The sequence below is a fragment of the Exiguobacterium sp. s125 genome (assembly GCF_018618605.1).
GTDB lineage: Bacteria > Bacillota > Bacilli > Exiguobacteriales > Exiguobacteriaceae > Exiguobacterium_A > Exiguobacterium_A oxidotolerans.
Genome location: NZ_JACSMI010000001.1, coordinates 946,365 through 971,216, shown reverse-complemented (window position 1 = coordinate 971,216; position 24,852 = coordinate 946,365). Strand labels below are relative to the sequence as shown.

Below are 24,852 nucleotides of genomic sequence, written 5' to 3'. Positions count from 1 at the left end.
AATCACTTGACGAAGGTCAAGAGGTTTCTTTCGAAGTTGAAGAAGGCCAACGCGGACCGCAAGCAACTAACGTTACTAAACTTTAATTTCCTTAGAGGATTTGCTGATGCAAATCCTCTTTTTTTATTTTTTTTGAAATTACCCTTTCTTTCTTCCGATGAGCATGGTATATTATTAAGTAATTATTGTTGTTCGGTGGAGATACAAAGTTTACGCTTTAACTCGATGAAATTGATCACGGTAGTAATAATCAGTGTGACTTAGTCGCACGCAGGAGGCAACACACATGGAACAAGGTACAGTAAAATGGTTTAACGCAGAAAAAGGTTTTGGCTTCATCGAACGTGAAAGCGGCGACGACGTTTTCGTTCACTTCTCAGCTATCCAAACTGATGGTTTCAAATCACTTGACGAAGGTCAAGAGGTTTCTTTCGAAGTTGAAGAAGGCCAACGCGGACCGCAAGCAACTAACGTTACTAAACTTTAATTTTTTTAAGACCTTGCTGATGCAAGGTCTTTTTTTAATTTCATTCATGATAAACTTCATACGTATAGAAAGGAGAATTTCCATGCAACTCTCAACACAAGAACAACTGCAACATGTCTTACAAGCAAGACACGACCATTTGATGGCTGGAAACCGAGAAGCGATGAACGAACTTTTAACTCCTAGTTTCTCGTTCATCGATGGACTTGGACGACAATTCGACGCAGAAACTTATTTAGACCACTATGTTGACGTTGATTTGATAAAATGGGTTTCTTCTATAGATGAATCGATGACTGTCGAGCTTTTTGAGACGACTGCCTTGGTACAAACATTGACAGAAGACCAGTTTCAATATGGGACGACGTCTTATGTAGGACGTTTTCGTATCGTTTCTCTTTATCAACTGACGGACACAGGCTGGAAGTGGCATTTTTCGCAAGCGACGTCGCTTGATCAAAATTAAATGACATGGATCCACTCCTCTCATTTACTGCGATGACGATCAACGGCCTTAACAAGGAATGGCTCTCTCACTTTTTCTCGGGTGAGACAAAAGCCCGTTTCCCTGCTCACTATGGACAGGGAAACGGGCCTATTTGTATCTGACGGTGCGAGCTCTTCCGTTTTATTCTGTAAAAGCCGCGTAAAACCGGAACCGTCCGTCACTGCAATTGGTTTTGGAGCAACTTTTGAGTCAGCCTCTTTATTTATTCGAATTCGGTACTTGAAATCTATCTGAAAGCAATTTGAAAATCCGTTTTCATTCCGTTACACTGAAGTTGCATGTATTTTCTGAAAATTAACGAGAAAGAAGGAATTGGATGACTGTTTTTAACTTTTCCGCAGGTCCAGCCGTTTTACCTGAACCTGTCTTACGTAAAGCACAATCGGAATTATTGAATTATCGAGGGTCCCATCAGTCTGTCCTCGAGCTCAGTCATCGCTCCGCCCTATTCGAAGCAATCTTAGACGATGCAACGTCGCTCGTCCGCGAACTGCTTGAAGTGCCGTCAGACTATGATGTCTTGTTCTTACAGGGTGGCGCAACGCTCCAATTCTCTATGTTGCCACTGAACCTTGCGACGACTCATCGTGTCGACTTCATCGATACGGGCGGCTGGTCGCAAAAGGCGATTGCCGATGCTGCTCCTTATGCATCGACACGCATCATCGCCTCTTCCCGAGACGATCACTATCGGTCGATTCCGGCCGGTCCTTTTACTTCGGATGCCGATTATCTACACGTGACATGGAACAACACGCTTGAAGGGACGACTTTTCAGGAAGCTCCACGTGTCAACGTCCCGCTCGTCGCTGATTTTTCTTCATCAATTTTATCAGAACCGATTGATGTCAGCGCGTTCGACGTCATCTATGCAGGCGCCCAAAAAAACCTCGGTGCTGCCGGTATGACACTTGTCATCATCAAAAAAAGTTTAGTCGAGCAGACACCTTCTGCTCTCGGTTCATACTTACGTTATAACGTTCATGCGAAACACCATTCACTCTACAATACACCACCTACGTATAGTATTTATTTAACGAAACTCGTTCTCGAATGGATAAAACAAGAGGGCGGATTACAGACAATCACGGCACGCAACCGTGCTCAAGCCGCCTCGCTTTATGATGCGCTCGACCACTCCGACCTGTTTTCGAATCAAGTCGCTCACGCAGATCGAAGTTTGATGAACATCCCGTTTTCGACAGGACAACAAGCCTTAGACGATGCCTTTATCGCATACGCCGAACGACACGGCTTAGTGAACCTACAAGGACATCGTTCTGTCGGCGGTATGCGGGCTAGCCTTTATAACGCGATGCCGACCACTGGTGTCGAAGCTTTACTATCCGTCTTACGTAAATTTGAACAGGGGGAACGTTAAATGTACCAAATCCAGTTGTGGAATGATTTGTCTGAAAAAGGACTGAGTCGCTTTACGGACGATTACCACGTCCATCGCCAAGTTGAGGCACCAGATGCTTTCCTCGTTCGAAGCAAGGACTTACACGGGATGCAGTTCGCCGACTCCTTGAAGGCGGTCGCCCGTGCTGGCGTCGGTGTCAATACGATCCCGCTCGACCAACTCGCAAATCGTGGGATCCCCGTCTTTTCGACGCCCGGTGCGAATGCGAATGCCGTTAAGGAACTCGTCATCGCCAGTCTTTTTTTAACAGCCCGAAAATTGATACCGAGTATCCTTTGGACGAATAATTTACGCGGACCAGACATCCCGGAACGGATCGAAGCCAACAAGCGGCAATTTGTCGGGACAGAGCTGTTAGGTAAACGAATCGGCATCGTTGGCCTCGGGGCAATCGGGGCAAATCTTGCTAATACGCTGCATGAGTTAGGGATGACCGTTTCCGGTTACGATCCGCATATGTCGATTGAATCCGCATGGCGGGTCTCAAATCAAATTCATCGGGTGACGAATCTTGAAGAACTTCTTGCGACGAGTGACTATGTCACGCTTCACCTTCCACTCGTCGATGCAACACATCACCTGCTCGATGAACGCTTGTTGTCGAAAGTCAAGCAAGGTGCGACGCTACTTAATTTTTCGCGTGGTGAGTTGATTGATGAAGCTGCACTCGCAACCGTCCTGAAATCTGGTCGCCTCGCGAACTATGTGACCGATTTCCCGAATGCCTTCATTTTATCATTACCGCGCGTCATCCCGTTGCCGCATATAGGGGCATCGACAGCTGAAGCGGAGGAAAATTGCGCCATCATGGCCGTCGATCAGCTAAAAACGTTTCTTGAGACCGGCAACATCCGTCATTCCGTCAACTTCCCGTCAGTCGAACTCGCCGATTCAGGTAAACGTCGCTTGACGATTGCCCATCAAAATATTCCGAACATGGTCGGTCAGATTGCTTCTGTCCTCGCGACGGAGCGTATTAACATCGCGAACATGATTAACGGTAGCAAAGGACCGATTGCCTATACGATCATCGACATCGATAACCATCTTGACGAAACGATTTCCTTGACACAGCTCGATGCGATTCCCGGCATCTTAAAAACGCGACTACTTTAAAGGAGTGATCTCATGCCAACATTCGAACCTTTCCAGGCACTACGACCACAAAGCAAATATGCAGAAACGTTCTCTTCGCTACCTTATGATGTCTTCAACCGGGCTGAAGGACGGGTCGAGGTACGCCGTCGCCCTTTATCCTTCCTTCGGATCGACAAAGCTGAAGTGACGCTACCTGATCTAATCGATGAGCACGACATGCGTGTTTATCAACAAGCTGCCCTCCACTTCAAGGATGCACGCGATAGTCAAATCCTAAAGCTTGACGAAGACGAATGCTATTACCTCTATCGTCTCCGTGATGGCGAACATGTCCAAACAGGTTTTGTCGGTTGCGTGTCCGTAACTGATTACGACGACGGCTTCATCCGTAAACACGAATTTACGCGTCCTGATAAGGAGCGAGATCGCGTCCGTCAAATCGATGCGTTAGAGGCACATACCGGCCCCATCCTACTCGCCCATCAACCGGATGATGAACTCAATCGAATCGTTGCAGAACAGAGTACGAATGTCCCGCTCTATCAGTTCACCACCGAGGACGGGATTGAACATACAATCTTTAAAATTACAAATCGCTCTGACATGCTGACGATTGGGAGTCAGTTTGCTCGTCATGACGCACTGTACATCGCGGACGGACATCACCGGGCAGAAGCGGCATCAAAAGTTGCAAAATTACATCCGGACAACGAAGAGGCACAACTGTTCCTTGCTGTCTCCTTCTCAAGTGATCAATTAAAGATCATGGGGTATCATCGCGCTGTCGAAGATCTTTACGGACAATCGGTCGACGAATTACTCGAACGGATCAGTCAACGCTTCACCGTGACGGTTGGTCGTGCTGAGACGACGCAAAAACACCGGTTTGAGATGTATCTTAAGCAACAATGGTATACGCTCGATTACACGGCGCAACAGACGACTGTCAAAGACAATCTTGACGTCTCTATCCTTCAGCATGAACTTTTGACACCCTTTTTAGGGATTGAAGATCCTCGGACCGATGCACGGATTCAATTCGTCGGTGGCATCCGTGGGTATGCTGGACTAGAACAACTCGTTGATCACGGGACGATGGCAGTTGCCTTTCACTTACATCCGACCGACTTGACGGATTTGATGCAAGTCGCGGATGCAAATCAAGTCATGCCGCCAAAATCGACGTGGTTCGAACCAAAACTGCGTAGCGGTTTACTGATTCATCGCTTTTTCAGCTGACAATATAAAAGGATTGGCGCAAAAATTGCTCCAATCCTTTTTCTTATCCATTCTTTATTTGTAAGATCGTCCCATGGATTGGCCCTACGTTGATTTCACCAGCCCACTCTGTTCCGTCCAGTAAGTTGACTGCACGTCCTGAAAATTCGAACCGCGCTTCTTTCTCCCCATTGTTGATGAGGATGAGATAGTCCCCATGTGGTGAGGAGCGCCGGATAACGAACTGATTTTTTTCGTCATCGATTTGCTCAAAGACATACGATGCTTCATTCGCGAGCGCCGGATGGGCTTTTCGTAACGCAATCAATTCCGTTACGTAGCTAAGCAGTTCTGTGTCTTGTTTTTCTTGATCCCACTCCATACATTTCCGGTTTGCCGGATCCTGCCCACCGGTCATACCGATTTCATCACCATAATAGATGACAGGACTTCCCGTGAAGGTTAAGAGCGATAATAACAGCAGTCGCATCCGTTCCTTATCGCCACCCGCTCGTGTCAATGCACGTGGTGTGTCGTGAGAGCCAACTAAGTTAAACATCACCTCGTTGACGTTCATCGCGTTTCCGTTCAAGTTCCGGACGACGGCATCACTAAATTCAGAGGCTGTCGTTTCTCGCGTCGCAAAGAAGGTCAAGAACGCTTCCGTCAGTCCGTAGTTCATGACGGCATCAAATTGATCTCCAAACAACCACTCTTGCGAATCCGTCCAGCATTCTCCAACGATATAGGCTTCCGGATTTGCCATACGCACTTCTTTTCTGAAGTCACGCCAAAAGGCATGATCGACTTCACTCGCGACATCGAGCCGCCAGCCGTCAATTCCAAACTCTTCGACCCAGTATCGTCCGACTTTCAACAGATAGGCTTTGACATCTGCATTCGCCGTGTTCAACTTCGGCATGTTGGCTTCAAAAGCAAATACTTCATAGTTCGGCGGGTCCATCTCGATCGGAAACGAATCAATCATGAACCAATCGGCATATTCTGAATCAGCCCCCCGCTTGATGACATCTTGGAACGTCGGGTGGTCGACACTGACATGATTAAAGACGGCGTCGAGTAATACGCGAATCCCGTTCGCATGTAACAATTCGACCATCTCACGAAACCTCTCTTCCGTCCCGAATGCAGGATCGAGTTTCAAGTAGTCAAGCGTGTCGTACTTATGATTGGAGGGTGCAGCGAAAACCGGACAGAAATAAATCCCGTTGATCCCCAAGTTTTTCAAATAACCGATGTTGTCAATCACACCTTGAAAATCGCCACCAAAGTGATTCTCGTAAGCCGGTGCTTCCGACGCCCACGGGACCGTTCCTTGTCGGTCGTTCGTAACGTCTCCATTCGCAAACCGATCAGGGAAAATTTGATACCAGACCGTCTCTTTGACCCATGCCGGTGCATCGAATACGTCGACTGCATTGATGTACGGAACGGCAAAATAATAACCGGGATGGTCAAGCGGAATCTCGTCGTACCATCCCCGTTCCGTGTAGATTGCCGTTTCCTCAGCAGTCGACAACTCGAATCCATAACGGACGCGTCTTCGACTCGGTTTTATGGCGACGAACCAATAGTCGTGCGTCGCGTCAGCACCTGTCCGAATCATCGGTGTTTGTTGCGTTTTCCAAAACTTTTCTTTATCCGGATCAAAGTTCCAGTCCCGATCTTCTTCTCGTTCTGCATCCCATTCGTATGGATCGCCATGAATCAGTCGGATACGGTCGACATCCCCTTTTGCTGTCGTCAACCTGATATGGACTGTTTCTTGATCGTACTTGTAGACATATGGCGACATCGCCCGGTGAAAAACTGCCTGCTTATTAATGATCCGTCACCCCTTCAGAATAGCTATAGATTTAATTCCTGTTCCCGACTTCGTACCTCTTATAAACGTTTTCCGCAAAAAGTCAGCTATTCCCTCACCATTTTGATTCAGTATTTCCCTGTTTTTGATGTATACTGATAACGCAGAGGAAGCCGTCTGGTTTCCAACTAAAATCGAAGTCATGTGAAAGAGAGAGTGGATTCTGATGGGTCGTAAATGGAATAACATTAAAGAAAAAAAGGCATCGAAAGACAAAAACACCAGCCGGATTTATGCGAAATTCGGTCGTGAAATTTATGTCGCTGCGAAACAAGGTGAACCGGATCCTGAATCAAACCAAGCACTTAAAGTTGTTCTCGAGCGTGCGAAGACGTATAACGTGCCACGGGCAATCGTCGATCGGGCGATTGAAAAAGCAAAAGGCGGCGCGGAAGAGAACTTCGATGTTCTCCGTTATGAAGGATTCGGACCAAGCGGCTCGATGGTCATCGTCGAGACATTAACGAACAACGTCAACCGGACGGCCTCAGACGTGCGGGCTGCCTTTGGGAAAAATGGAGGCAACATGGGTGTCAGTGGTTCCGTTGCCTATATGTTTGACGCGACTGCCATTTTTGCTTTTGAAGGAAAATCGGCGGATGATGTTCTTGAATTGATGATGGAAGCGGATATCGACGTCCGTGACATCCTAGAAGAAGAGGAAGCCGTTATCATCTACGCGGAACCCGATCAGTTCCACACGGTCCAGGAAACATTAAAAAATGCCGGTGTGACGGAATTTTCAGTTGCCGAGCTCGTTATGCTCGCTCAAAACGAAGTCGCTTTATCTGAAGAAGATGTTCAGCAATTCGAAAAAATGGTCGATGCACTCGAAGATTTAGAAGATGTGCAACAGGTCTATCATAACGTTGAACTTTAAACGATAAAAAAGCAGCCTTTTGGCTGCTTTTTCCTTTTTTAGCTGACGCTTGGTTTAACTATCCTTCCAATTACGCGCTACCTTATTTACAAAATACATTATGAAACGCGTTTCATGACAAGCAAAAAAAAGATTCTTTTTTTATGTTTAGTTCTTCAATTTAATGGGAAAATTATTAATCGGAACGGTTAATCTTTGGAATAGCCCGTTTGTTTTGTAAGAGAAGAAGGAGGAATAATCATGTCATATGCAGTCATTGAAACTTTTAAACACATCGTCAACGAGGCTACTCGCTTTAATCGGGTCGACTTTGGTGGTTACGATATTTATATGCAGACGAACGATGGTCGCCTAATTACTGCTCACATCCGTTTCGACGGTGGTGGTGAAGATCAAAACGAGGCGTATTTACTCCTCGAATCAAGCACCGGTCAACGCCGGATGACGACACTGACGTTACATCAGTTCGAACATCTTTCATCCTATACTGCCCATAGCGAACGAATTCAAGCCCTCGAAAGTACGAGTGCTTAAGTGGTTTTCTAATACATGTCAACAGCGCCTCCCATTACAGGACGCGCTGTTTTTTTACACTTCTTCGTTTTCTAGACGCTCACGTTCCGCATGTGTTTGCGGGAAACCATTCGCTTGCCACTCTGCTTTTTGGATAGAATCGAGTTGTGTTAAGCCAACTTCCGATTCATCTTGACCTTGATCGACACTCGGACGACGATCGAGCTCAGCTGAATCACTGATGCTTTGATTTTGTTTCGCGCATGAACGTTTATATTGCTTGATTCCGAAAACAGACACTGCGGCTAAGCTACCTACAAACAGACTGCGCTTTAATGTAGTATTCATGATTTTGTTCCCCCTGCTTTCCATAGTAGATGATCTTACTTGAATAATGTTCCCTCAATGATTGCAGATTAATCACTTTCTAACCAAGGCTAAAAATTTTTTTCAATCCTTTTCACCCGTGTTTCTACATATTTAATATTTCAATCTAAAAACACTGGTCTCCTTTGCTTCATGAGGGTTCTAGTCATGCAGAGACGGCAAATGTACGCTATACTTTTAACAGGTGCTCAATCATAAAATCGAATGAATATGGCTGAGAGGACAAGTCCCAAGCAGAACAAACGCTTGCGTACGAAGTCCTTCTTTCATTTACTCGGTTCATTTCAAAGGAGGGAATCTTGTGTCATTGCTTCATTTGGCCATCTTGTTGCCATTACTTGCTAGTATCTTCATCCCATTCTTGTACAAACAGTTTCGCTCCGTGCATACGGGATGGTTCGTCTTGCTCGTCCCTCTTTCGCTCGTTCTTTACTTTAGTCAATACATCAGTCAGACGATGGCTGGGGAGACTGTCACGCAATCGATGCAGTGGATCCCGTCACTCGGAATCAACTTCGTCGCTTACATCGATGGTCTCGGACTATTGTTCGCCCTGTTGATCACAGGAATCGGGACGCTCGTCGTTCTCTATTCCGTCTATTATCTTGATGCAAAAAAAGAGGCGCTGCATAATTTTTATGTCTACTTGCTTCTTTTCATGACGGCGATGCTCGGAATCGTCCTCTCCGACAACATGATCGTCATGTACATGTTTTGGGAGATGACTTCGATTTCTTCATTCCTGTTGATCGGGTATTGGTATGAACGGGAACGTTCCCGCTATGGTGCTCAAAAATCAATGTTGATCACCGTCTTTGGTGGACTTTCAATGCTCGGTGGAATCTCGATTCTTTCGTTACTATCCGGCTCCTTTAGTATCCGCGAGTCATTCAGTACACTCGGTACGTACAGTAATGATCCGATGTTTCTTGTTGCACTCGTCCTCTTTTTATTGGCAGCCTTTACGAAATCGGCTCAATTCCCGTTTCATATTTGGTTACCGGATGCGATGGAAGCGCCGACACCGGTCAGTGCTTACCTCCACTCGGCAACGATGGTCAAAGCCGGTCTTTATCTCGTCGCTCGGATGAGTCCGATCTTTGCCGAGACGCCACTTTGGTTCTATCTTGTCTCTGGCGTCGGAATGTTCACGCTATTCTGGGGATCTCTCAACGCTGTCAAACAAGTCGATTTAAAAGCAATATTAGCGTACTCGACGATTTCTCAACTCGGTCTCATCATGTCGCTCCTCGGTTTAGGAGCCGCCGCCTTGCAGGTCGAGGCATTGCCTGACAGTTTATATACGATCGCGACCGTCGCGGCCGTCTTCCACTTGATTAATCACGCAACCTTTAAAGGAAGCTTGTTCATGATGGCAGGAATCGTTGACCACGAAACCGGAACACGCGATTTACGTAAGCTCGGTGGTCTATCACAATTGATGCCGGTCACGTTTACAATTGCGATGATTGGAACATTGTCGATGGCAGGTGTCCCACCATTCAACGGTTTCCTAAGTAAAGAGATGTTCTTGACTGGAGTCAACGAAGTATCTGAATCCGGCTTATTCCACTTGGAAACGTTCGGCTTCTTATTCCCACTTTTCGCCGTCGTCGGAAGTATCTTTACGTTTGTTTATAGTTTACTGATCGTCTACCGGACGTTCCTTGGACCAAAACAGCACGATCAGTTACCAAAAAAACCACACGAAGCACCAATCGGGATGTTGATCTCACCTATCATTTTGGCTTCACTCGTCATCTTGATCGGTCTTTTCCCGAATATGTTGTCGGAAACGATCATCCGTCCGGCGGCCGAAGCGATCTTACCGCAGGTCCTAGCTGCTGGTGGTGAAATTGATGTCCACATTAAGCTTTGGCACGGATTGAATCTTGAACTTCTCTTCACCGTCATCATCATTACGGTCGGGTTCATCTTGTTCAAGACCTTCCCGAAATGGCAGTCACTCTATAACCGGATGCCGAAAAGTTTCTCGCTGAACCATCAATATGATGGCTTGTTACGCCGCGGTGAAAAAGTTTCGACGGCGATTCACGATGCGGTCATGACCGGATACATGCGGTCTTATCTCGTTTATATTTTCGGATTCATTGTCCTCCTTGTGTTATCGAGCCTGTTTTTCTTCGATGCCTTCGCCTTCGACGTCGATCCCTTAAGCTCGATTTCCGCTTACGAAATCATCTTAGTGCTCGTCCTCGTCAGCAGTGCGCTTTCGATCACGTTCGCTCGGTCGCGTTTGACATCAATCATTTTGCTCGGAGTCGCCGGTTATTCGGTCGCTTTGTTCTTCGTCTTGTTCCGGGCACCGGATCTCGCTTTGACGCAACTCGTCATCGAGACAGTTTCTGTCGCACTGTTCCTGCTAGTGTTCTATCACATGCCGGAAATCAGTCGTAAAGAAGAACGAATTAAATTTAAACTTGGAAATGCTGCGATTTCAGTATTGGTCGGTCTCAGCGTGACACTCGTTGCCTTGTCATCACTCAGCCAACGCTCGTTTGCCTCAATTGCTAAGTACTATATTGATAACGTGTATGAATTGGCGGCTGGCGGAAACATGGTCAACGTCATCCTCGTTGATTTCCGTGGTTTTGATACACTGTTCGAAATCAGCGTGCTTGCCATTGCTGGTCTTGGCATCTACGCGATGATTCACTTCAGAAAGACAGGAGGCATCGACAAATGAAAAAACCAATGAAAAAGAATACGAATGACGTCATTCTAGAGTCGGCGACGACGTTCATCACCTTCATTATTTTCTTGTTTGCCGTCTACTTGTTCTTCGCTGGACATTATACGCCAGGTGGCGGATTCATCGGTGGACTAGTCACTGCGTCTGCTCTCGTGTTGATTTTGCTTGCCTTCGACATCAAGACGCTTCGGCAAATCCTGCCGTTCGACTACAAGATGGTGACAGCCGTCGGGATGTTGATCGCTGTTTTGACGGCGTCCGGTGCCTTACTGTTTAATGTACCGTTCTTCACCCACGCCCATGGGTACTTTGATTTACCATTGTTCGGAAAAACGTCTTTGCATACGGCCATGTTATTTGACCTAGGTGTCTACTTCGTCGTCGTCGGCGTCACGATGACGATCATTCAAACGATTGGGGAGAGTGATTAACAGATGGAGATTATCATGGCGATAGCTGCAGGCATCTTGACGATGTGTGCCGTCTATCTCATTCTTTCAAAAAGTATTTTACGCATCATCATCGGAACCGGCTTGCTCAGTCACGCTGCCCACTTAATCGTCATGACGATGGGTGGACTGAAGACTGGTGCTGCGCCCGTCCTTGAAGACGGAGTGACGAAATATACCGACCCACTCCCGCAAGCGCTTGTCTTGACCGCAATCGTCATTAGTTTCGGGGTAACAGCATTTTTCCTCGTTCTTGCCTACCGAGCGTATCAAGAGCTTGGGACCGATAATATCGAGGAAATGAAAGGAACCGATACGAATGATTAATTTACCGCTATTACCGATTTTAATTCCACTGCTGACTGGTGTCTTGTTGATGTTTTTCACGAAACGTCTGTGGATGCAACGTATCGTGTCCTTCTTGTCGACGCTGTTGACGATTGGTGTCTCGCTTTACCTCGTCTCTCAAGTCAAGGCAAACGGGATTTTGACGGTCACACTCGGCAGTTGGCCGGCACCGTTCGGCATCACACTTGTTTCAGATATGTTATCCGCATTACTCGTTTTGACGACAAGCGTGCTCGTTTTCTTCGTCATTTGGTATTCGATGACGTATCTGTCGGAGCAACATCAACGTTTTTATTACTACATCGCCGTTCAGTTTTTGCTCGTCGGTGTCAATGGCGCCTTTACGACCGGTGATATTTTTAACATGTTCGTCTTCTTTGAAGTCTTCTTGATTTCATCGTATGTCTTGATTGTGCTCGGTGGTAAACCGGCGCAGTTACGCGAGTCGTTGAAGTATCTGTTGGTCAATGTCATTTCATCTGCTTTGTTCGTCATGACGGTCGCTTTTTTATACGGCATCATCGGCACGCTCAATATGGCAGATATCTCGCAAAAGATTTCTGAAATCAATCAGCCCGGAATCTTGAGTGTCATCGCGATTTTATTTTTAGTCGTCTTCGGCTTAAAAGGAGCGATTTTCCCGCTTTATTTTTGGTTACCTGGCTCGTATCAAGTGCCACCGACACCCGTCCTCGCCTTGTTCGGTGCTCTCTTGACGAAAGTCGGTGTCTATGGCATCTTGCGGACGTATAGTTTGTTCTTTTCGAACGAAATCGGGATCATCCACTCGCTTCTTGGGGGATTGGCACTGGCGACAATCATCATCGGTGTCATCGGCGCCCTCGCGACAAAAGATGCGAAACAAATCTTAATCTACAACATCATCGTTGCCGTCGGCGTCATTCTTTACGGCGTTTCCGTCATGACTCGTCAGTCGCTCGAAGGAGCCGTCTTCTACCTGTTACATGATATGTTAATCAAAGCAGCTCTCTTCTTGCTCGTCGGTATCATGGTCGGAATTGCGGGCTCGAGCCGTCTTAAAAGCATGGGTGGAATGATTAAGGCTTATCCGTTGCTTGGCTGGACGTATTTCATCGCTGCCTTGTCCTTGGCTGGTATCCCGCCGTTCAGCGGGTTCATCGGTAAACTACTGATCGTCCGTGGCGGGATTGAAGCCGGTGACCTCGTCGGACCGTTCATCGTCCTTGCGTCAAGTTTGCTTGTCCTCTATTCCGTCATGCAAATCTTCATTCGCGGATTTTGGGGTACATCGAAGACGTATACGGGTTCACGACGTCATCTCGTCAAACAATTGCTCGCTCCATCAATTCTTTTAGTAATGATTACCGTCGCGTATGGGGTCGGGGCAGAAGCCGTTCGTCCATTCATCACCCAAGCCGTTGATCCGCTCGTCGATCCATCACTTTATATTCAAGCTGTACTGAAGGAGGGCTAATCGATGCCATTTCAATTAATGCTCAATGCTTTTTTAGCCATCTTATGGATGTTTCTATCGAACTCCTTCACGACTTCGTCATTCATCGTCGGTTATCTACTCGGGTTGATTGCGATGTTCGCGATGCGTCGTGGTTTCAGTAGCCGGTTTTATCTCGGTCCGGTCATCGCTCTAGTTCGCCTCTCGATTCGGTTTCTTTACGAATTGGTCGTTGCGAATATCGAAGTTCTGGCCGTCATCTTAAAACCGCGACTCGATATTCAGCCCGGTATCTTTGCGTACGAGACGACGTTAAAGAAAAACTGGGAGATTACGTTACTTTCTATGTTGATTACGTTGACACCCGGAACACTCGTCGTCGATATCTCAGATGATAATAAAACACTGTATATCCACGCGCTTCATATGCCAGAAGCGGATGAAGCTGTCGCTGCCATCCGGAATAGTTTTGAAAAAGCGATTCTGGAGGTGAGTCGATAATGTTTGAAATGCTGATCTATATCGCACTCGGAGGCGTTTTCATTTCCATGCTCGGTTTGTTTTACCGCGTCATCAAAGGACCCTCGATTGCTGATCGCGTCATCGCACTTGATTCAATCGGCATCAGTTTAATCTCCATCGTCGGTTTAGTATCCGTTCTCTTACGGACAAGTGACTATTTAGAAGTCATCTTGTTAATCGGTATTTTAGCTTTCATCGGGACTGTCGCCTTCTCGAAATTCATTGAGAAAGGAGAGATCATCGAACGTGATCGCAATAAATGAAATCTTCGTAGTCGCCTTTGCTTTAATTGGAGCCTTTTTCAGCATCGTCGCGGCTCTCGGGCTGATTCGTCTACCCGATATCTATACACGCGCACACGCAGCCTCTAAGAGCGCCACACTCGGCGTCATGAGTATTTTGATCAGCGTCATCATTTTCTTCGTGACAGAAGAAGGACTCTTTTCATCACGAACATTTTTAGGTATCCTGTTCGTTCTGACGACAGCACCAATCGGAAGTCATTTAATCGCCCGTGCTGCCTACTACAGTGATGTTCCCTTATGGAAAGGATCCGTTCAAGACGACCTCTCGAAAAACAAAGAACATGTCATGCCGAAAAAACGCATCAACCGAGATAACTAATTCTTGTTAATTCAACGCAAAAAGGACATCATCCTCCGATTTTTTACGGGAGATGATGTCCTTTTTCGTGAACGTCGTCACGTGTTTACGATTGAACGGATGTCGTTTCTGATGCAAATAAAAAGGTTAACTCCTCTTTATTTTCAACGAGTTCTGCTAGTGAGTGTTGTTCGAGTTCTTTAAGAAACGCACGTAAAGCGCGTCCAAGAATCCCTTTTAAATGACAATTCGGCTCAATGATGCATCGGCCTTCTTTAGAAAAACATTCAACGATTTCCATCGGTTCCATCTCACGTACGACTTGTCCGATATTGATATTTGCCGGATCCTTTATCAATCGTAATCCACCTGTCCGTCCACGCGTCGATTCAACGTACCCGAGTTTCGTCAACTGTTGCGTGACTTTCATCAAATGATTCGCTGAAATTCCATAATGGCTCGCGATCATCGGCATCGGCGTAACTTTATCTCGATGAACACCGAGATAAATCAGGACCCGTAATCCATAATCCGTATATTGTGTGATGCGCATCCAACCCGTCCTTTCGCTCAAGCGTCTTAAAAAGTTTTAATTCATCCGAATTCTCTATGCCTAGCGTACCATTTTTTAGATAGAATCTGAAAATCAAATGTCCGATTTAAATTTTTTTCATCCTCACGCGTTTCGGCGAATTAACAGTTTTTCATACAAGCATACGTAAGCACATCGCTCTTGGATCGTTTTTTTATGAACAATAAAAAAATCAGCTATCTCCTTCCATAACGGGAGACAACTGATTTTTCTGGTATTCATTTATTTCTTTTATTCAGGGCGTGCAACACTTCATTAAATCGATCGGCATAGTTTGTGAAGACTCCGGTTACACCGAAGTCAAGCATCCGCTCCATGTCGACTTTTTCGTTGACTGTATAGGGGTGGAGCAATAACCCACGCTCGCGGATCATCGCTGTATTTTCCCGCGTCAATCCTTTAAAGGACGGTCCGAGTCCGACTGCGTACGTCTGTAGCTCGTCGAGTGCCTCAGGCGTCATCGCTTTGACCGTCGCCGCGTCCATCAATTGAACGAGCGGAAGACGTGCATCCAGCTGCTTGACTTTCAACAAACTTTCTTGACTGAATGATTGAATCATAACTTGCCCCGGTTTGACGTGATCACTTGATAGACCATGACGTTGTAACGTTTTCAATAATTTTTCTTCCATTCCCGGGTAGACTTCAGGAGATTTTGTTTCAATATAATAGTTCGCATGTTTGCCATACGTATCAAAAATCTCATCGAGAGTCGGAACTTGAAGTCCCTTATATTCGTCCTTCGCATATTCAGGGTTCGCTGTATTGAACCAGCTTCCTGCATCAAGTCGCTTGATTTCTGCTAACGTCTTATCTTTGACGGCACCTGTTCCGTTTGTCGTCCGGTCGACCGTCTCATCGTGCATCGCAATCAGCTTACCATCCTTCGTCATCTGTAAATCGATTTCGATGTAGTCGGCTTTCAACTTTTTATGACTCAGTTGGTACGCCGTCATCGTATGTTCAGGTGCGTATCCAGAAGCACCGCGGTGGGCGATGTTGACGACTCGATTCTGATCGAGTAACCCGTGTTTCTGTTGATGTGCCGAAGCATCGATGCTCCCGAAATTTGTTGCAACGATTGCTCCTGTAAGTACGGTAACGCCAATCTGTTTCATCATGTTGGATTTCCCCCTTAAAAGTAACTTACAGACTGAATCTTACGCTATGACTGTGAAGGAAACATGTAGTTCGGATGAAGAAGCTTTTAGAAACGATGACAAATACGCAACTACTGATGTCATCCTTTTCCCAAGCAAACAAAAAGGCGTCCTCCCTATTTAAAGGAGAACGCCGCACATGTAACGTTGATTACGCTTCAAAAATCAATGATTCTGGATCTTCAAGTAAATCTTTGATGTGTTTCAAGAACGTCACGGCTTCTTTTCCGTCCACGATCCGGTGATCGTATGAAAGTGCGACATACATCATCGGGCGGTTGGCCATCCGTTCTGCATCGATTGCGACAGGGCGCAAGTTAATCGCATGCATTCCGAGAATCGCAACTTGAGGACCATTCAAAATTGGTGTCGACATCAATGAACCGAATGTCCCACCATTCGTGATCGTAAACGTCCCACCCGTTAAGTCAGACAGCCCTAATTTGTTATCGCGTGCCTTAACAGCCAGACTGATGATATCTTTTTCAATCTCACCAAAATTCTTTTTATCCGCGTCACGAACGACCGGCACGACGAGTCCGTCTGGAGCAGACACGGCAATGCCGATATCATAGAATTTCTTAAGGACGATTTCGTCGCCTTGGATTTCAGCATTCAAGTACGGCATTTTTTTCAGTGCTGCGACGGCTGCTTTCGTAAAGAAGGACATGAAACCAAGTTTGACATCGTTGTCTTTAACGAATTTTTCTTGACGCCGTTTCCGTAATGCCATTACGGCCGACATATCGATTTCGTTGAATGTCGTCAACATCGCTGCCGTCTGTTGCACTTCGACGAGACGGTTGGCAATCGTCTTACGACGACGTGACATTTTAATCCGCTCTTCCGGTTTACCTGGAGCTGCTTGTGCTGGTGCTTTCGGTGCTGGTGTTGCTTGTTTTTCCTGAACAGGTGCTTGCTCACGAGGTGAAACTTCGAACGTCGCGACATCTTGAACACGAATCCGACCGAGTGGGTCTTGCGTCGCTACTTGTGCGAGATCGATTCCTTTTTCCCGTGCCAATTTCCGAGCCGCCGGAGAAGCGATTGGACGATCAGCCGCTGACGTTTTTTCAGTTGCTGCGACTGCGACCGGTTGTTCTTTTTCAGGCTGCTTGACTTCTTCTTGTTTCGGTTCTGCTTTTGGCGCTTCTGCTTGTTTCGGCGCTTCCGCTTCTCCACCAACCGTGATGATGGCGATTGTTTCCCCGACACGCACTGTATCCCCTTCTGCTGCCATCACTTCTGATAATGTTCCCGCTTCGTCTGACGGTACTTCGATGTTTACTTTGTCCGTTTCCAGCTCAACGATTGCTTCCCCTTTTTCTACGTGATCGCCCGGTTGTTTCAACCACGAAGCGACCGTCCCCTCTGTAATTGATTCGGCAAGTTCTGGTACTTTGATTTCCATCGTTTTTGTCCCCCTATGACTATGGTTCAATCTCTGCTAAATCGCTTTCGTTACGCGTTCGTATTCGACGCTTCTTGTTCGTTCTCCGTCCGTGCTGCTGTCCGAGTCAACGCATCATGAATGATACGCGCTTGTTCGACTTTGTGACCGGTCGGATCTCCTTCAGCTGTACTCGACCGGCGTCTACGACCGATGTAACGGACTTGTGTGATTCCGTTAGGTGCGACGGACTCAAGGCGTGGTTCGATATAAGACCACGCGCCCATGTTCTTCGGTTCTTCTTGGACCCATACGACTTCTGTCACATTCGGATAACGCGCGACTAACTTTTTCAACTGTTTCGCCGGGAACGGATAGATTTCCTCGACGCGGACGATATGCAGCCAGTCATATGACTCGTCCGACTTCGCGAGTGCATCCGCTAAATCAATCGCAACTTTACCCGTTGCGAACACAAGACGTTCGACGCGTTCCGGTGATTGACCTAACCCCTCTTGTTCGACGATTCGCTTGAACGAACCCGACGTCAATTCCGACAAGTCAGATGTCGCAAGCGGATGACGAAGTAAACTTTTCGGCGTCATCACGACGAGCGGACGGACTTCGTCTTTGCCGAGAATGGCGGCTTGGCGACGCAACAAGTGGAAGTACTGCGCTGCGCTCGTGACGTTTGCGACGGTCCAGTTCTTTTCACCGGACAATGTCAGGAAACGTTCCAAGCGACCACTTGAGTGTTCTGGACCTTGCCCTTCGTACCCGTGTGGCAACAGCATGACAAGACCTGATGTTTGACCCCACTTCGCGCGACTTGCGGCGATGAATTGATCAAAGATAACTTGCCCTGAGTTTGCAAAGTCACCGTATTGTGCTTCCCACAAGACAAGTGTCTCTGGCGCAAAGACGTTATATCCATATTCAAACCCGAGTACGCCAGCTTCCGATAACGGACTGTTATAGACGGCGAATGATGCTTGCGCTGATTCTAACTCATGCATCGGTGAGAACGATTTCCCTGTTTTCACGTCATTCAAGTTAATGTTACGTTGTGCAAACGTTCCCCGCTCCGAATCTTGACCGCTGAGACGGATTGGTGTGCCATCTGACAGGATTGAAGCAAAGGCAAGCGTTTCTGCATGTCCCCAGTCAATTCCCTTGTGCGTCGTTAAAGCATCCGTTCGCCGTTTTAAGACTTTTTCAAGCTTATGGAAGACCGTGAACCCACTCGGCCATGCGAGTAGCTGGTCATTGTAATGAATCAATTTGTCCTTCTCGACCCCCGTCTCAATCGACGGAACCCCTTTGAATACGACATCCGGCATGATGCCCCCGTATTCTTTTTCGACGTTTGGTACTTTTTCGCGCGCCGCTTTCATCACATCACTAATCTCAGCTTCGATCGTTTTGACTTCCTCTTGCGATACTTCCCCGCGTTCGACAAGATCTTTTGCATAAAGGACACGCGCTGTGTCATGTTTATGGATCAACTCATACAGGACCGGGTTCGTATTCATCGGCTCATCCATCTCATTGTGACCAAACCGGCGATATCCGATCAAATCAATCAAGACATCCTTGTTGAACTTCGCACGGTATTCGCTTGCTAAGAGCGCGACTGCTAAACAGCTTTCCGGCTGATCCGCATTGACGTGGAAGATCGGAATCTCATAACCTTTCGCTAAGTCACTCGAATAACGTGTCGACCGTGAATCGGTTGGCTCTGTCGTGAAGCCAATCGTATTGTTGGCGATGATATGAATCGTACCGCCCGTGTTGTACCCCTTCAAGTTCGTCATGTTCAAGGTCTCTGCGACAATTCCTTGACCAGGGAAGGCAGCATCACCATGAATTAAAATCGCGGCTGCTTTATTTTGACTTTGCGTCGGCATCCCCTTGCCGGAGCGATCGTCTTGCGCCGCCCGCGTGAACCCTTCGACGACAGGATCGACGAACTCGAGGTGTGACGGGTTGTTCGCAAGTGTCACGCGGACGTTCGTCGATTGTTGTTCCATTTTGCGATTGAGCCCGAGGTGATACTTAACATCGCCTGTCCAACCATACGTAATTCCGATTGACCCTTCTGACGGGACAAGGTCATGATTTGGCGCGTGCTGGAACTCTGCGAAAATCATTTCGTACGGTTTCCCGAGCACGTGAGCGAGCACGTTCAAGCGTCCACGGTGAGCCATCCCGATATTGATCGTTTCTGAACCGTTCGCAATCAAGTGACCGATAATCGTATCAAGCAATGGAACCATCGCGTCGAGTCCTTCGATTGAAAAACGTTTTTGTCCGACATATGTTTTATGAAGAAACTTCTCGAACAACTCCGTTTCAGCTAGTCGTTTGAAAAGTTGTTTCTTTTGGTCATTCGTCAGTTTCGCCGTCAATGCACCTTGTTCGACTTTTTGACGTAACCATTTCTTTTCGTCTAAATCATCAACGTGTTGGAGTTCGACTGCCGCCGCTCCCGTGTATTGCGCTTTTAAGTGCTCAATCGCTTCGAATGCGTCCGAAAGACCTGCAGGTGGATCTGGACAAACGAGTGAGACCGGCATCGTCCGTAAATCTGCCTCCGTTAATCCGAACTGCTCTAATTCAAGCAATTCGTTCTCACGCGGATGATCTTTCAACGGATAAATATCTGCCGCAAGGTGACCCTTCGCCCGAATACGTTCTGCGAGACGATGCGCGGCTAAATATTTTTCGAAATCCCCTGTTTCTACGTGCACTGGTGTGACAGTTTCTGTGACCGGAGCACCGTGTGTTTCAAAATAAGCACGCGTCTCTTCGTCAATCGAAGAAGCATCTTCTAAAAATCGTTCGTACATCTCGATGATGTACCCAAGGTTCGGTCCATAAAATGCTTGTTTCTCCTGTTCCCGGCTTGCCATGTACGGTTCCCCCCGTTTCATTCATTTCACCCTTTGAGCTGCTCAACACAGCCCGTTCCCAACTCTCTACCTGTTAGCGCTTTCAAATATAGTGGCATAAAAAATCGACAGTGGCACTTCCTCTATGAATTAAGATGGATGACCACGACTGAAGGCGTTTATACCAAAGTGTTTGCCTTAGTTATTATCTTACTACTTCTTAAGCCCCAGTGCGTTTCGAATTCCCAATTTCTCTGTGCTAAATGTATAAGTTTTTCTTATGATGTCAGCATCAGTGATTTATGATACAAACATTTCTTTCACGGTAGTGTCATTTCTGCACACGAAAAGAAACGCCCATGCCTATCTTTCAGGCACCGGCGTCCTCGTTTACAACACTTTACTTAAAAACGATTGGGTCCGTTCATGTTGCGGAGAATCAAACAGTTCACTCGGAACATTTTCTTCGACGATATAGCCGCCGTCCATAAAGAGTACACGATCTCCGACCTCACGGGCGAAGCCCATTTCATGTGTCACGACAATCATTGTCATCCCTTCGATCGCCAATTGTTTCATGACTTCAAGGACATCCCCGACCATCTCCGGATCAAGTGCCGATGTCGGTTCGTCGAACAACATGATTTTCGGATTCATCGCGAGTGCACGGGCAATCGCGACCCGTTGTTTTTGTCCGCCTGAAAGTTCTCCAGGATAGTTGTCCGCTTTTTCGCGGAGCCCTACCTTATCAAGTAATGCAAGCGCACGTTCCTTTGCTTGTCCCTTTTCCGTTTTACGGACTTTAATCGGTGCGAGCATAACATTATCTAAAACCGTCTTATGCGGAAAGAGATTAAAGTGCTGAAAGACCATCCCAACTTCTTCTCGGACTTTATTGATGTCGACTTTCGGGTCCGTAATATTGTGCTTATCGATGATGACTGTCCCACCTGTAATGTCTTCCAGACGATTCAGACAACGAAGAAACGTACTTTTCCCAGAACCAGATGGACCAATGACGCAAACTACTTCTTTCTCTTCTACTTCAACGGAGATATCCTTTAGGACTTCATTTTTTCCGAATGACTTTTTTAAGTTATCTACTTGAATGATACTCATCGTAGCGTAAACCTCCGTTCCAAGAATTTCGCTAACATCGACAGCAGATAGATGATGACGAAATACATTAAGCCGACGACGGACCAGACGATGAACGGTTCAAACGTCGTCGCTTGCTGGACTTGTCCTTGTTGCGTCAAATCGGCGATGCCGATAATCGAGAGCAACGAAGTATCCTTTAAACTAATGATCGATTGGTTCGTAATGGTCGGCAACATTCTCCGAAAAGCTTGCGGTAAAATGATTTGGACCATCGTTTGACGGCCCGTCATCCCGAGCGATCGTGCGGCTTCGGTTTGACCTTTGTCAATCGACTGGATGCCGGCCCGGATGATTTCTGCAAAATAGGCCCCTGCATTGATCGCGACCGTCAAAATCCCCGCGTACATCCGGTCCATCGATAACCATTCGAGTGAGTTCAAACCAAAATAAATGAAGAACAGTTGAACGATGAACGGTGTCCCACGGATCACATCGATATAAACGATTGCGATCCCATTTAAAAGTTTTAATGGAGACAAGCGCATCAAGGCAACGATGAGACCAATCAAGAATCCTGCGATGACGGCGATGATAAAGATATATAAGGTAACTTGTAACCCATCTAAGAAAAACGGAAATGCAGCTTTTGCTACTTCCATCAGCAGCTCAACTCCCTCATCATTCACTCAATCGGGTGATTATTTTAAATAACGATCAACGATTTCGTCGTACTCGCCACTGTCTTTTAAATTCGCTAAACCTGTATTGATTTTTTTCATCAAGTCTTCGTTTTCCCCTTTAAGGACGGCAATCCCGTAATTATCACCATTTAAACGATCTCCCACGAGTTTCAGACCAAGGTTTTGTTGTTTGTTGGCATACGAGATGACTGGATAGTCTTCAATCAAGGCTGCTGCATTCCCATTTTTGACTTCCTGGAACATCGCTGGACTATCATTGAATTGTGTAACTTTAATGCCTAGCTTATCCGCGTTATCCGTTGCATACTTTGCCCCCGTCGTCCCTTTTTTAACTGCCACGCGTTCCCCTTTTAAATCATCAACCGACTTGATGTCATCATTGTTGTCTTTGACGACAAGAATCAGTCCGGCTTCAAAGTACGGGTCAGAGAAGGTAACGACTTTTTCACGTTCCGGTGTGATACTCATCCCGGCAATCGCGATGTCGAGTTGATTCGCCTGCAGAGCAGGAATGATTCCGCTAAAGTCCATCGCTTCAAATTCAATCTTGAAGTTTTGGTCGTCTGCAATCGCTTGAATCAAATCGATATCGATTCCTTTGTACGTATCCCCGTCCTTGTACTCGAATGGTGGATAGGTGACGTCGATCCCGACTTTGTACGTTTTGTCCTCTGACGATGAATCATCATTTGAACCGATGCTACACGCACTTAATACGAACAGACATCCCATCAATAAAAATAAGATAGAAAAACGTTTATTCATACTTTTTACCCCCTTCTTTTGAAGGCACGGCCCTCTATTAGGATATTTTCCTTAATAATGGTCCCTTTGAAACATGTTTTGGTAAAAAAACTGAATTATCTGAAAGAAAACTAAAAAAGTCGCGATTTTCGATCTAATCGCTTTCTAGTGGAAAGCAAACAGGAGCGACCCTGCAGCTTCGCTGTAGCGGCGCGATGTTTGCCACAGGAAGACGCTTAGGAAGGAAAGAGAGAACAAAAAAAGATAGAAAATCACATGCAAGTGACCTTCCATCTAGTTTGTCTACAGTCTGTGACCTACTAACAGGTCTTCAACTTATGGAAATGCCGCCGAGAGGACTTGAACCTCCACAGTGTTGCCACCACTAGATTCTGAGTCTAGCGCGTCTACCGATTCCGCCACGACGACATGGCTTATATGATTGTAGAATACGAAATGGACTGATTTTTGTCAATCCATTCCTTCCACTTCATACACTTTCATTTGTCATGCTGACATTACGCGCCGAACGAACGCCTCGACGACTTCATCGTATCGATCGGGTGCCTCAAAATAAGCCATTGCATGTGCCGCATTCGGAATGACGACGAGTTCCTTCTTCGTTTGGCAAGCATCATACAGTTCATAGACCATCGATGTCGGAACGAACGTATCTGCATCCCCATGAATGAATAAGATCGGTACCGCCGCCTTTTTGACTTGTTTTAATGCGGAAGCTTCACTGAAGAAGTAACCAGCCTTTAATTTCGTCAATAAACTCGTCATCGCAAGGAACGGAAAGTGCGGCAAACGATACATCCGTTTCATCTGATAGGCGAGGACTGCGTTGACTGATGTATAAGCACAGTCGGAGATAATGCCTTTGACTTGAGCAGGTAATGTTTCTCCACTCGTCATCAAAACCGTCGCGCCCCCCATCGATACACCATGTAAAAAGGTGGAAGAAGCCGTTCCAACACGTCCGACTAAATAGTCGATCCAGCGCAGACAGTCTTGCCGGTCATGCCAACCGAAACCGATGTAATTTCCGTCACTTTTTCCGTGACCACGATTGTCCGGCATCAACACATGAAAACCCGCTTGATGATACAGATAGGCGAATCCTGCTAAGTCTGTTCCGACACCACCGTAACCATGTACGAGAATGACGACTCGATCGGACGCAACGAGTGGCGGTAAGTAATGTGCGCGAAGCGTCAATCCATCATCTGCTTGCGTCGCGACGAGTTCTAACGGTTGTTCCTTAATCCATGTCTGACCCGGTTGCATCAATCGGACCATCTCGTCACTTAAATCACGGTTGTTCGTCAAGAAGGGTTTCGGATTCGTTGCGATCGCCATTTCGTAAAAGTAATAGCTTGCTGCAAGCATCCCTGAACCAATCACGCCTAAACCAATTTTTGTACCTGTTCGCATCCGGTCCTCACTCCTTGTTGTTATAGTTCGATTTCTAGTTGAGCTGACGACTCTGGATGATCATCTTGTAATATGTGCTGGCGCAACCGTTGTTCATGCTGCGCCTTACGGTAAGCGAATTCGCGAATGAGCTCTTGCCCCGCAAATCCTTCTTCAACGATTTGCGATAATAATTCGGTCTCCATCTCGACCATCTCGTCTGGATTGCGCATGACGAGGACTTGTCCGACTTGCGCAATCATTACTTCATCCGTCAGTCCGAGTGCATCATAAAAAGGTTCTGGTAACGTCATCCGGCGTGTTTCCGGATTGATGTAGATTCGCTTATATGCACCAAGCGATTGAAAATGTCGTGTCGCCATATGAA

At 46.6% G+C, this 24,852-nt stretch carries 26 protein-coding genes and 1 tRNA gene; 15 read left to right on the top strand and 12 right to left on the bottom strand.

Going from position 1 to position 24,852, the window contains the following annotated elements; all coding sequences use genetic code 11:
• The 6 genes from KNQ05_RS04740 to KNQ05_RS04715 form a co-directional block, all read left to right on the top strand.
• Nucleotides 1-86, top strand: an 86-nt coding sequence (locus KNQ05_RS04740) for a cold-shock protein (RefSeq protein WP_214771847.1), incomplete at its 5' end; no start/stop codon positions are given.
• A 200-nt stretch (nt 87-286) separates the two neighbouring features.
• Nucleotides 287-487, top strand: a complete 201-nt coding sequence (locus KNQ05_RS04735) for a cold-shock protein (RefSeq protein ID WP_029330387.1) — start codon at nt 287-289, stop codon at nt 485-487.
• A gap of 82 nt (nt 488-569) precedes the next feature.
• The gene (locus tag KNQ05_RS04730; RefSeq protein WP_088837232.1) at nt 570-953 is read left to right on the top strand and encodes a nuclear transport factor 2 family protein; all 384 of its coding nucleotides are present in this window, start codon (nt 570-572) and stop codon (nt 951-953) included.
• Nucleotides 954-1,311: 358 nt separating this feature from the next.
• The gene (gene serC, locus KNQ05_RS04725) at nt 1,312-2,376 is read left to right on the top strand and encodes a 3-phosphoserine/phosphohydroxythreonine transaminase (protein WP_214801782.1); all 1,065 of its coding nucleotides are present in this window, start codon (nt 1,312-1,314) and stop codon (nt 2,374-2,376) included.
• Nucleotides 2,377-3,534 carry a phosphoglycerate dehydrogenase gene (locus tag KNQ05_RS04720; RefSeq protein ID WP_088837234.1) on the top strand — a complete coding sequence of 386 codons (1,158 nt, stop codon included), beginning with the start codon at nt 2,377-2,379 and terminating at the stop codon, nt 3,532-3,534. It abuts the gene before it with no gap.
• Between the two features lie 12 nt (nt 3,535-3,546).
• Nucleotides 3,547-4,755 carry a DUF1015 domain-containing protein gene (locus KNQ05_RS04715; protein ID WP_214765061.1) on the top strand — a complete coding sequence of 403 codons (1,209 nt, stop codon included), beginning with the start codon at nt 3,547-3,549 and terminating at the stop codon, nt 4,753-4,755.
• A 43-nt stretch (nt 4,756-4,798) separates the two neighbouring features.
• Here the strand turns inward: KNQ05_RS04715 and KNQ05_RS04710 are convergent, their stop codons facing one another.
• Nucleotides 4,799-6,580, bottom strand: a complete 1,782-nt coding sequence (locus KNQ05_RS04710; protein WP_214765265.1) for a glycoside hydrolase family 13 protein — start codon at nt 6,578-6,580, stop codon at nt 4,799-4,801.
• Between the two features lie 205 nt (nt 6,581-6,785).
• Here KNQ05_RS04710 and KNQ05_RS04705 point away from each other — a divergent pair, with 205 nt between their 5' ends.
• Both KNQ05_RS04705 and KNQ05_RS04700 read left to right on the top strand, forming a co-directional pair.
• A complete protein-coding gene (locus KNQ05_RS04705; protein ID WP_029330405.1) occupies nt 6,786-7,499 on the top strand; it encodes a YebC/PmpR family DNA-binding transcriptional regulator in 714 nt (237 codons plus the stop codon).
• A 240-nt stretch (nt 7,500-7,739) separates the two neighbouring features.
• Nucleotides 7,740-8,033 (top strand): hypothetical protein, encoded by a 294-nt coding sequence (locus KNQ05_RS04700; RefSeq protein WP_088837237.1) that lies wholly within the window; start codon nt 7,740-7,742, stop codon nt 8,031-8,033.
• Between the two features lie 54 nt (nt 8,034-8,087).
• On the opposite strand, the gene KNQ05_RS04695 is transcribed toward KNQ05_RS04700, so the two are convergent.
• Nucleotides 8,088-8,360 carry a hypothetical protein gene (locus KNQ05_RS04695; protein ID WP_088837238.1) on the bottom strand — a complete coding sequence of 91 codons (273 nt, stop codon included), beginning with the start codon at nt 8,358-8,360 and terminating at the stop codon, nt 8,088-8,090.
• A 340-nt stretch (nt 8,361-8,700) separates the two neighbouring features.
• Here KNQ05_RS04695 and KNQ05_RS04690 point away from each other — a divergent pair, with 340 nt between their 5' ends.
• From KNQ05_RS04690 to mnhG, 7 genes are read left to right on the top strand one after another with little or no spacing between them, the layout of a single operon-like run.
• The gene (locus KNQ05_RS04690; protein ID WP_088837239.1) at nt 8,701-11,106 is read left to right on the top strand and encodes a Na+/H+ antiporter subunit A; all 2,406 of its coding nucleotides are present in this window, start codon (nt 8,701-8,703) and stop codon (nt 11,104-11,106) included.
• Nucleotides 11,103-11,543: a Na(+)/H(+) antiporter subunit B gene (locus KNQ05_RS04685; RefSeq protein ID WP_200872396.1), complete on the top strand. Its 441-nt coding sequence runs from the start codon at nt 11,103-11,105 to the stop codon at nt 11,541-11,543. Before KNQ05_RS04690 ends, KNQ05_RS04685 begins: the two co-directional genes overlap by 4 nt.
• A 3-nt stretch (nt 11,544-11,546) precedes the next feature.
• The gene (locus tag KNQ05_RS04680; RefSeq protein WP_088837240.1) at nt 11,547-11,888 is read left to right on the top strand and encodes a Na(+)/H(+) antiporter subunit C; all 342 of its coding nucleotides are present in this window, start codon (nt 11,547-11,549) and stop codon (nt 11,886-11,888) included.
• Nucleotides 11,881-13,365 carry a Na+/H+ antiporter subunit D gene (locus KNQ05_RS04675; RefSeq protein ID WP_214804483.1) on the top strand — a complete coding sequence of 495 codons (1,485 nt, stop codon included), beginning with the start codon at nt 11,881-11,883 and terminating at the stop codon, nt 13,363-13,365. The genes KNQ05_RS04680 and KNQ05_RS04675 overlap by 8 nt, the downstream gene beginning before the upstream one ends.
• A gap of 3 nt (nt 13,366-13,368) precedes the next feature.
• Complete coding sequence (locus tag KNQ05_RS04670) at nt 13,369-13,845, top strand: Na+/H+ antiporter subunit E (RefSeq protein WP_088837242.1); 477 nt, start codon at nt 13,369-13,371, stop codon at nt 13,843-13,845.
• Between the two features lie 8 nt (nt 13,846-13,853).
• The gene (locus KNQ05_RS04665) at nt 13,854-14,129 is read left to right on the top strand and encodes a Na(+)/H(+) antiporter subunit F1 (RefSeq protein ID WP_369834785.1); all 276 of its coding nucleotides are present in this window, start codon (nt 13,854-13,856) and stop codon (nt 14,127-14,129) included.
• Complete coding sequence (gene mnhG, locus KNQ05_RS04660; protein WP_088837244.1) at nt 14,113-14,490, top strand: monovalent cation/H(+) antiporter subunit G; 378 nt, start codon at nt 14,113-14,115, stop codon at nt 14,488-14,490. The genes KNQ05_RS04665 and mnhG overlap by 17 nt, the downstream gene beginning before the upstream one ends.
• Nucleotides 14,491-14,575: 85 nt before the next feature.
• Here mnhG and KNQ05_RS04655 read toward each other — a convergent pair whose 3' ends face one another.
• The 10 genes from KNQ05_RS04655 to KNQ05_RS04610 form a co-directional block, all read right to left on the bottom strand.
• Complete coding sequence (locus KNQ05_RS04655) at nt 14,576-15,022, bottom strand: Rrf2 family transcriptional regulator (protein ID WP_088837245.1); 447 nt, start codon at nt 15,020-15,022, stop codon at nt 14,576-14,578.
• 257 nt (nt 15,023-15,279) lie between these two features.
• The gene (locus KNQ05_RS04650; protein WP_371816353.1) at nt 15,280-16,182 is read right to left on the bottom strand and encodes a glycerophosphodiester phosphodiesterase; all 903 of its coding nucleotides are present in this window, start codon (nt 16,180-16,182) and stop codon (nt 15,280-15,282) included.
• 190 nt (nt 16,183-16,372) lie between these two features.
• Nucleotides 16,373-17,632 carry a 2-oxoglutarate dehydrogenase complex dihydrolipoyllysine-residue succinyltransferase gene (gene odhB / locus KNQ05_RS04645; RefSeq protein ID WP_214765063.1) on the bottom strand — a complete coding sequence of 420 codons (1,260 nt, stop codon included), beginning with the start codon at nt 17,630-17,632 and terminating at the stop codon, nt 16,373-16,375.
• Nucleotides 17,633-17,682: 50 nt separating this feature from the next.
• On the bottom strand, nt 17,683-20,544 hold the full coding sequence (locus KNQ05_RS04640; RefSeq protein WP_214765065.1) for a 2-oxoglutarate dehydrogenase E1 component: 2,862 nt from the start codon (nt 20,542-20,544) through the stop codon (nt 17,683-17,685).
• Nucleotides 20,545-20,892: 348 nt separating this feature from the next.
• The gene (locus tag KNQ05_RS04635; RefSeq protein WP_029330448.1) at nt 20,893-21,621 is read right to left on the bottom strand and encodes an amino acid ABC transporter ATP-binding protein; all 729 of its coding nucleotides are present in this window, start codon (nt 21,619-21,621) and stop codon (nt 20,893-20,895) included.
• Nucleotides 21,618-22,262: an amino acid ABC transporter permease gene (locus KNQ05_RS04630; protein ID WP_088837249.1), complete on the bottom strand. Its 645-nt coding sequence runs from the start codon at nt 22,260-22,262 to the stop codon at nt 21,618-21,620. Before KNQ05_RS04630 ends, KNQ05_RS04635 begins: the two co-directional genes overlap by 4 nt.
• Before the next feature lie 39 nt (nt 22,263-22,301).
• A complete protein-coding gene (locus tag KNQ05_RS04625) occupies nt 22,302-23,069 on the bottom strand; it encodes a transporter substrate-binding domain-containing protein (RefSeq protein WP_214804481.1) in 768 nt (255 codons plus the stop codon).
• A 324-nt stretch (nt 23,070-23,393) separates the two neighbouring features.
• Nucleotides 23,394-23,477 (bottom strand) — tRNA-Leu (locus KNQ05_RS04620).
• A 78-nt stretch (nt 23,478-23,555) separates the two neighbouring features.
• Nucleotides 23,556-24,485, bottom strand: a complete 930-nt coding sequence (locus tag KNQ05_RS04615; protein ID WP_214804479.1) for an alpha/beta hydrolase — start codon at nt 24,483-24,485, stop codon at nt 23,556-23,558.
• A 20-nt stretch (nt 24,486-24,505) separates the two neighbouring features.
• Nucleotides 24,506-24,847, bottom strand: coding sequence for a hypothetical protein (locus KNQ05_RS04610; RefSeq protein WP_088837252.1), 342 nt, complete (start codon nt 24,845-24,847; stop codon nt 24,506-24,508).
• Nucleotides 24,848-24,852: the final 5 nt, after the last annotated feature.

What these genes read in the sequence shown, in the direction of transcription:
- KNQ05_RS04735 (WP_029330387.1), top strand. Translation starts at nt 287, where the DNA reads ATGGAACAAGGTACAGTAAAATGGTTTAACGCAGAAAAAGGTTTTGGC.
- KNQ05_RS04730 (WP_088837232.1), top strand. Translation starts at nt 570, where the DNA reads ATGCAACTCTCAACACAAGAACAACTGCAACATGTCTTACAAGCAAGA.
- serC (WP_214801782.1), top strand. Translation starts at nt 1,312, where the DNA reads ATGACTGTTTTTAACTTTTCCGCAGGTCCAGCCGTTTTACCTGAACCT.
- KNQ05_RS04720 (WP_088837234.1), top strand. Translation starts at nt 2,377, where the DNA reads ATGTACCAAATCCAGTTGTGGAATGATTTGTCTGAAAAAGGACTGAGT.
- KNQ05_RS04715 (WP_214765061.1), top strand. Translation starts at nt 3,547, where the DNA reads ATGCCAACATTCGAACCTTTCCAGGCACTACGACCACAAAGCAAATAT.
- KNQ05_RS04705 (WP_029330405.1), top strand. Translation starts at nt 6,786, where the DNA reads ATGGGTCGTAAATGGAATAACATTAAAGAAAAAAAGGCATCGAAAGAC.
- KNQ05_RS04700 (WP_088837237.1), top strand. Translation starts at nt 7,740, where the DNA reads ATGTCATATGCAGTCATTGAAACTTTTAAACACATCGTCAACGAGGCT.
- KNQ05_RS04695 (WP_088837238.1), bottom strand. Translation starts at nt 8,360, where the DNA reads ATGAATACTACATTAAAGCGCAGTCTGTTTGTAGGTAGCTTAGCCGCA.
- KNQ05_RS04685 (WP_200872396.1), top strand. Translation starts at nt 11,103, where the DNA reads ATGAAAAAACCAATGAAAAAGAATACGAATGACGTCATTCTAGAGTCG.
- KNQ05_RS04680 (WP_088837240.1), top strand. Translation starts at nt 11,547, where the DNA reads ATGGAGATTATCATGGCGATAGCTGCAGGCATCTTGACGATGTGTGCC.
- KNQ05_RS04675 (WP_214804483.1), top strand. Translation starts at nt 11,881, where the DNA reads ATGATTAATTTACCGCTATTACCGATTTTAATTCCACTGCTGACTGGT.
- KNQ05_RS04670 (WP_088837242.1), top strand. Translation starts at nt 13,369, where the DNA reads ATGCCATTTCAATTAATGCTCAATGCTTTTTTAGCCATCTTATGGATG.
- KNQ05_RS04665 (WP_369834785.1), top strand. Translation starts at nt 13,854, where the DNA reads ATGCTGATCTATATCGCACTCGGAGGCGTTTTCATTTCCATGCTCGGT.
- KNQ05_RS04655 (WP_088837245.1), bottom strand. Translation starts at nt 15,022, where the DNA reads ATGCGCATCACACAATATACGGATTATGGATTACGGGTCCTGATTTAT.
- KNQ05_RS04650 (WP_371816353.1), bottom strand. Translation starts at nt 16,182, where the DNA reads ATGATGAAACAGATTGGCGTTACCGTACTTACAGGAGCAATCGTTGCA.
- odhB (WP_214765063.1), bottom strand. Translation starts at nt 17,632, where the DNA reads ATGGAAATCAAAGTACCAGAACTTGCCGAATCAATTACAGAGGGGACG.
- KNQ05_RS04640 (WP_214765065.1), bottom strand. Translation starts at nt 20,544, where the DNA reads ATGAAACGGGGGGAACCGTACATGGCAAGCCGGGAACAGGAGAAACAA.
- KNQ05_RS04635 (WP_029330448.1), bottom strand. Translation starts at nt 21,621, where the DNA reads ATGAGTATCATTCAAGTAGATAACTTAAAAAAGTCATTCGGAAAAAAT.
- KNQ05_RS04630 (WP_088837249.1), bottom strand. Translation starts at nt 22,262, where the DNA reads ATGGAAGTAGCAAAAGCTGCATTTCCGTTTTTCTTAGATGGGTTACAA.
- KNQ05_RS04625 (WP_214804481.1), bottom strand. Translation starts at nt 23,069, where the DNA reads ATGAATAAACGTTTTTCTATCTTATTTTTATTGATGGGATGTCTGTTC.
- KNQ05_RS04615 (WP_214804479.1), bottom strand. Translation starts at nt 24,485, where the DNA reads ATGCGAACAGGTACAAAAATTGGTTTAGGCGTGATTGGTTCAGGGATG.
- KNQ05_RS04610 (WP_088837252.1), bottom strand. Translation starts at nt 24,847, where the DNA reads ATGGCGACACGACATTTTCAATCGCTTGGTGCATATAAGCGAATCTAC.